The 245-nt window shown below is 39.2% G+C and carries 1 pseudogene; it reads right to left on the bottom strand.

Features of this window, described 5'->3' with window-relative positions:
• Positions 1-24: 24 nt before the first annotated feature.
• A pseudogene (locus SB775_RS32740) lies at positions 25-245 on the bottom strand (IS4 family transposase); the annotation flags it as partial.

Below are 245 nucleotides of genomic sequence, written 5' to 3'. Positions count from 1 at the left end.
AGGTGCTGGAGGATGCAGTCATACAGCACCTGGATAAACGCTTGAAAAGGAATTAGGTAGTTGAAATGCAGTTGAATTTAGAATACGAATACGTTTGAAAGCAGAAGTATAGGGAGAAGAAAACGATACAGATGAAGCTAATTTTTGGTTTAGTAGTTTGGCTAATATCTGTTGTAAAAAGTGAACAGCTTCCCGATTAATTCGTGGATTCGGAAACTCAGTCCCGATACGACCTTCAGTTGATG

The organism is Peribacillus sp. SIMBA_075, assembly GCF_046534585.1.
This window is presented reverse-complemented; position numbering and strand designations above follow the sequence as displayed.